4 protein-coding genes are annotated in these 5,635 nt (G+C 65.6%); all 4 read right to left on the bottom strand.

Annotated features, from left to right (window positions below):
- Positions 1–645 (bottom strand): S1C family serine protease (locus C4301_RS09105; protein WP_352414768.1); only part of this gene is annotated, 645 nt, incomplete at its 3' end.
- 5 nt (positions 646–650) lie between these two features.
- A complete protein-coding gene (locus C4301_RS09100; protein ID WP_352414767.1) occupies positions 651–2,432 on the bottom strand; it encodes an arginine--tRNA ligase in 1,782 nt (593 codons plus the stop codon).
- Complete coding sequence (uvrC, locus tag C4301_RS09095) at positions 2,432–4,279, bottom strand: excinuclease ABC subunit UvrC (protein WP_352414766.1); 1,848 nt, start codon at positions 4,277–4,279, stop codon at positions 2,432–2,434. The genes C4301_RS09100 and uvrC overlap by 1 nt, the downstream gene beginning before the upstream one ends.
- A gap of 45 nt (positions 4,280–4,324) precedes the next feature.
- On the bottom strand, positions 4,325–5,425 hold the full coding sequence (locus C4301_RS09090) for an RNA-guided endonuclease InsQ/TnpB family protein (RefSeq protein ID WP_352414765.1): 1,101 nt from the start codon (positions 5,423–5,425) through the stop codon (positions 4,325–4,327).
- Between the last annotated feature and the right edge of the window lie 210 nt (positions 5,426–5,635).

The following is a 5,635-nucleotide window of genomic DNA, read 5'->3' as shown; positions in this document are numbered from 1 at the left end:
CCCCCCCACGCCCCCGGGGCCGCCCACCACATCGGAGATCACCCCCACCACCTCCCCTTGCAGGTTGAGGAGGGGGCTTCCCGAGTTCCCCACCGTGAGGGGGGCATCCGTGAAGAGGTACTCCCCCACCTCCTGCCCCACCGTGGGGTCTTGGGACTGGGCCTCGAGGGCGCCCCGGCCAGCGAGGATGCCGTAGGAAGCGAGGAAGGGCTGGCCGAAGGGGTTCCCCACCACCACCACCCCCGCCCCCACGGGAAGGCCCTCGCTCTTCCCAAAGCGCAGCTGGGCCGGGGCCACCACCCCCCGCACCTGGAGGAGGGCCAGGTCGATCCCGGGGTCCACGGCGAAGCGCTCCGCCGGGAAGGTGCGCCCGTCGTAGAGCCGGAGGGTCAGGTCGGCCACATCCCGCACCACGTGGTAGTTGGTGACGAGCCGCCCCGGGCTGATGAAAAACCCGGTGCCCACCACAGGCCCCTCCCCGGTAAGGGGGGTGCCCTGGATGCGCACCACCGCGGGGAGGGCCTTTTTGAGGACCTCCACCCGGGCCACCTCCTCGGGGGAGGTGAGGCGCTGGGCGCTGATTTGGCCCCAAGGGCCAACCGCCAAAAGGGCAGCTGCGGTGAAAAGAAGGACAAGGAGCCGCATCACGCCTACATTACCTCAGGGGCGGGGATGCCTAGAAGCCCCAGGCCCGTGGCCAAGGTGGCCTTGAGCTTCTCCACCAGGGCGAGCCTAAGCCCCTTGAGCCCAGGCGGAGCAGTGAGGACAGGCGTGGCGGGGCGGCCGTCTTCCTTGGCGTTGTAATAGGCGTTCCAGGCCGCCGCCAGGTCCAGAAGGTACTGGGCGAGGGGATGGGGGCTTTTCTCCTCCGCGCTTTCCAGGACCTTTTCCTCGAAGTCCAGAAGCCAGAGGGCAAGCCGCCGTTCGTAGGGGGTGGCCTGGGCCAGGTCGGGTTCGTCGGGGGTTTCGCTCTTCCTCAGGATGGCCGCGGCCCGGGCGTGGGCGTACTGGACATAGGGGCCGGTGTCCCCCTCGAAGGAAAGGGCCTCCTCGTAGCGGAAGTCGATCTGCTTTCTGGGCTCCACCTTGACCATGGCGAAGCGGAGGGCGGCCAGGGCCACCATCCGGGCGGCGTCTTCTGGGTCGGGGTGGTCGGGGTTCTTTTCCCGTATCACCCTCAGCGCCCGTCCCCAGGCCTCCTCCAAAACCTCGTCCACGCTCACGGTGAGCCCCTTCCGGCCGGACATCTGCTGGCCCTCGAGGAGAACCGTTTCATAGGCCAGGTGGACCGCCTTTTCCATCAGGTCCGGCCGCCCCACCAAGGCCAAGGCGGTGCGGACCAGGGCCTGGGGGTGGGACTGGCGGGCATCGATGACGTTCACCGTCATCTCCGCCTTGGGGGTGTAGGCCTCCCCCTCAGGGGCGCTGGTCCGTAGCCTGGGGTAGAAGGGGTTCTCGTAGGGTCGGAACCTGAGCCCCTCCAAGAGCCCCATCTTCCAAAACTGAAAGGCGATGTCCTTGGCGTAGTAGGTGGCCGCACCGTTCGATCGGACCAGGACGAAGTAGGGGTCCTCGAGGCCGGGCAGGACCTGGCTGGCGTCCATGACCAGGGCCCCTTGGTACTTGCCTTCCTTGGGGGTGAAGACGAAGGGGCTCTGCTTCAAACGCTCTAAAGCCCCCTCCAAAAGCCCCGCCCGGACGATGTCGCTCTCCCAGACCAAGAGGTCGTAGTGGGCGTTTAGGTCGTGCATCGTCTTAAGCTGGGCCAGGAGGATCCGGTTCACCTCCTCCCTAAGCTCCCCTCTTTCCAGGGCCTGGAGGACCTTTTGGATCCCTTGTTCCAGCGCCTCCTTCCTGGGGTCTTGGTGGAGGCGTACATAGGCCCGGCCGACGAAGTGGTCGTACTTCTCCTTCCCATCCCACTCGAGGCCGTAGTGGCGGAGGGCGAAGAGGCTTTCCGCCGCCTGACGGCCCGTATCGTCGATGTAGTTCAGGACCTCCACCTGGTGGCCCGCATAGTCCAGGATCCGGGCCAGGCTGTCCCCTAGCGCCACGTTCCGCAGATGCCCCACGTGGAGCTCCTTGTTGGGGTTGACCGAGGTGTGCTCGATCAAGACCCTGCCCCGGGTCTTGGGGAAAGGCCTTGGGGGCTTGAGGGCTTCCGCCAAAAGGGCCTCGGTCCGCAGGTGGAAGTTCAGATACCCCCCCACCTCCTCGGCCCTTTCCAGAAAGGCCAGGGGGGGGAGGAGGGCTCGGATCTCCTCCGCGATGGCCTGGGGGGGTTTTCTGAGGCTTCGGGCCAGGGCGAAGGCCACCGGGGTCCCGTAGTCCCCGGGCCTGCCCTCCGGGGTGCGCTGGACGATGACCGGGGCCTCAACCCCCAGTTTTCTCAGGGCTTCCTGGACGGCTTCGGCGAGACGGGCCTTCAACATCAAGGACCCATGCTACCAGATAGGGCCTCTTTTAAAGCGCGGGCCGCCTTCTCGTTCATCCCTGGAAGACGGGCGAGTTCCTCCAAGGGGGCCTTTCTCAAGGCCTCGAGGCCCCCGTACCGTTCCAAGAGGAGGCGCTTGCGCTTTTCCCCGATCCCGGGGATGCCCTCCAAAAGCCTGAAAAGCCGCTCGCTCCGCTTTTTTTGTTGGTAGGTGAGGCCGTTTCGGTGGGTCTCGTCCCGCAGGTGGATGAGGAGCTGAAGGGCGGGGTGGCTGGGGGGAAGGGCGAGGCGTTTTCCGCTGGGGAGGACCAGGACCTCCTCCTCTTTGGCCAGGCCCACCAGGGGAAGGCTTAGGCCCGCCGCCTTCAAGGCCTCCTCCGCCGCCCGCACCTGGCCCAGCCCCCCGTCGATGAGGAGGAGGTCGGGGAAGGGCAGCTCCTTAAGGCGTCCGGTGAAGCGCCGCCGGACGAGCTCCTGCATCCCCTGGTAGTCATCCCCCCCCGGGCTTTTGATCCGCATCCGCCGGTACTCCGCCCGCTTGGGCCTGCCCCCCTCAAAGACCGCGATGGAGCCCACCGGGTCCTGGCCCATCAGGTGGGAGAGGTCATACCCCTCGAGGCGGAAAGGCCTCCGGGAAAGCCCCAAAACCTCCTGAAGCGCCCGAAGCCCGGGGTGGTCCCCCCGCCTTTCCAGAAGCCTCAGCTCTGTCTCCAAGGCCAGCTGGGCGTTTTGGGCCGCGAGCTCGAGAAGCCTCGCCTTCTCCCCCCGTTTGGGAACGTGGATCCTCACCCGCCCCCCCCTCCTCTGGCTCAAAAGCGCCTCCAGGGCCTCTTGACCTTCCACGGGGAAGGGGAGGAGGATCTCCGGGGGGAGGGGGGTGGCCTCGAGGTAGTAGTCCCGGAGGAAGGCCCAAAGGACCTCCTCCCGGTGTTCTCCTATCGGAGAAGCAGCCCGATGTTCTCCTACCGGAGAAGCAGGGCGCTTTTCAGGGGCCCCTCGCCCCTCGGAGGAGACCTCTAAAACCCGGCTTACCCGGCCCAGGATCCTGCCTGAGCGCACCTGGTACAGCTGGACCACGTGCAGGCTTCCCGCCTCCTTATGCCCCAGGAAGTCCAGGTCCTTCAGGCCGAGGCGGATGGCCTGCTGGCTTGTACCGAAGAAGGACCTTAGCGCCTCCATCTGGTCCCTTAGCTCCGCCGCCCGTTCAAAGTCCAAGGCCAGGGCCGCGGCCTTCATCTGGGCCTCGAGGGTTTTCAAAACCCCGTCCACCCTTCCCTCCAGGACCTCCTCCACCTGCCGCACCACCTCCCGGTAGGCCGCGGGGTCGGCCCGGTCCACACACGGGGCGAGGCACCGGCCCATGCTGTAGTTCAGGCAGGGCCGGCGGCGCTTCTTCATCGGATACCCCGAGTTCTTCCGCAAGGGGAAGACCCGGTCCAGAAGCCTTTTGATCCGGCGCACCGCCCCCGCCTCCGGGAAGGGCCCGAAGTAGCGGGCGCCGTCCTCCTCCACTTGGCGCACCACCAAAAGGGTGGGAAACGCCTCCCGGGTGAGCTTCAAAAAGGGGTAGTGCTTGTCGTCCTTGAGCAGAACGTTATAGGGCGGCAGGTGGAGCTTGATCAGGTTGGCCTCGAGGAGGAGGGCCTCCACCTCGTCCCGGGTGGCGATGAACTCCACCCGGTCCGCGGCCTCCGCCACCTTCTTCCCCTTGCCTTCCTGGTGGAAGTAACTTCGCACGCGGGCTTTCAGGTTCTTGGCCTTGCCCACGTACAAGACCTCCTCCCCCCGTTTCCAGAGGTAGACCCCAGGGGTTTCGGGCAAGGGGGGAAGGTCCTCGAGCCTCACACCTTCTGTGACGACTCCCCCTTCTGAAGAAGGGGGCTTCTCGGGTCAGATGGGAGCGGCCACCCGCTGCCCATCCCCGAGGGCTCCGTCCAAGCCCAAAGCCAGAATCACCTTTGCGGCGGCTACGTCCCGGTCCAGCACGCACCCACATTCGCAGACGTGGATGCGCTCGGACAGCTCCTTCTTCCTAACGCTGCCGCAGTTCGGGCAAGTCTGGCTTGTACCGTGCGGTCTGACCGCGATGACCCTCTCGGTGTTTGCTTCACAAAGCAGCCGCCCGGCACTTGCAGCCTTGGCGGAGTTGCTTCGCGCAGCGAACACCAAGAGGATGCTGATGAACTGTGCATGGTCCGCATCGCTGAAGGACTTTGCCAACCGGGTGCGGTGCAGCCCGGCCAGGTTCAAATCTTCATGAGCAATGGTACCGTAGCGGTTGACCAGGTACCGGGCCAGCTGCTTTTGGAGCTTCCGGTATCGGTTAGAGCACCGCTGTTTTTTTGACAAAGCTTTCTGAGTGCGCTTCAGCCGGGCCTCGGCTTTTTGGTGAGCCTTGGGCGGGGCAAAGGTCTCCCCGTCCGAAGTCGATGCGAAGTGGATGAGACCTAGGTCGATCCCCACGGCTTCCTGGGACGGGGGCAGGGGTTGGTGGGGTACCTCGCAGGTGTACACCGCGTACCAGTTCCCTGCCTGCCGCTTGAGGGTGAAGGTCTTGGGCACCCCCTCCAGGGGCCGGTGCTGTTTGATGCGGACGTGGCCTACCCCGGGCACCTTGACCTTGCCGTTGCCGAGAAGCTTTCCTGGACCGACCCAATGGCCTTGGCGGGTCACCTGGGGGAAGGTGAAGCTGTCCCACCAGCCTCGCCCCCGGAAGCGCGGAAAGCCCGGTTTCTTCTCTTGCTTGACCCGCTGGAAGAAGCCTTGGAAGGCCCGGTCAAGCTGCTTCAGGGTCTCCTGCAGGACCTGGGCGTAGACCTCGCGGTACTCCGGGCGCACCGCCTTGACCTCGCCGAGCAAGCGCATCTGGTCGTACACAGTCAGCGACTTCCCCGCCTTCCGCCAGGCCTCTCGGTGTTTGCTTCGCAAAGCAGCCCGGCGCTCCTGCAGGGCGGCGTTGTACAGTTCGCGGGTCAGGTCGAGGATGCGCACCAGGGCGGCTTCCTGTGCCCGAGTGGGGTACAGGCGGTATACAAAAGCTTTCTTGTGCGTGGTATTCTCGATCTGCGTCACCTCCTGTCCAGGTGATGCCGGGCTCGGGGTGCTCCTACACCGCCGGGCCGTTTCTGTTCCCATCATACAACCTCTGCGGGATTGGTGGAAGGGGTCCATGTACCCCCGCATTAAAGATGCGGGGCACTA

The sequence above is a fragment of the Thermus sp. genome (assembly GCF_040290245.1).
GTDB lineage: Bacteria > Deinococcota > Deinococci > Deinococcales > Thermaceae > Thermus_A.
The sequence above is the reverse complement of the archived record's forward strand: the minus strand, read 5'-3'. Positions and strand labels throughout refer to the sequence as shown.

Excerpts from the sequence above, each read along its gene's own strand:
- C4301_RS09100 (WP_352414767.1), bottom strand. The coding sequence starts at position 2,432 with ATGTTGAAGGCCCGTCTCGCCGAAGCCGTCCAGGAAGCCCTGAGAAAA.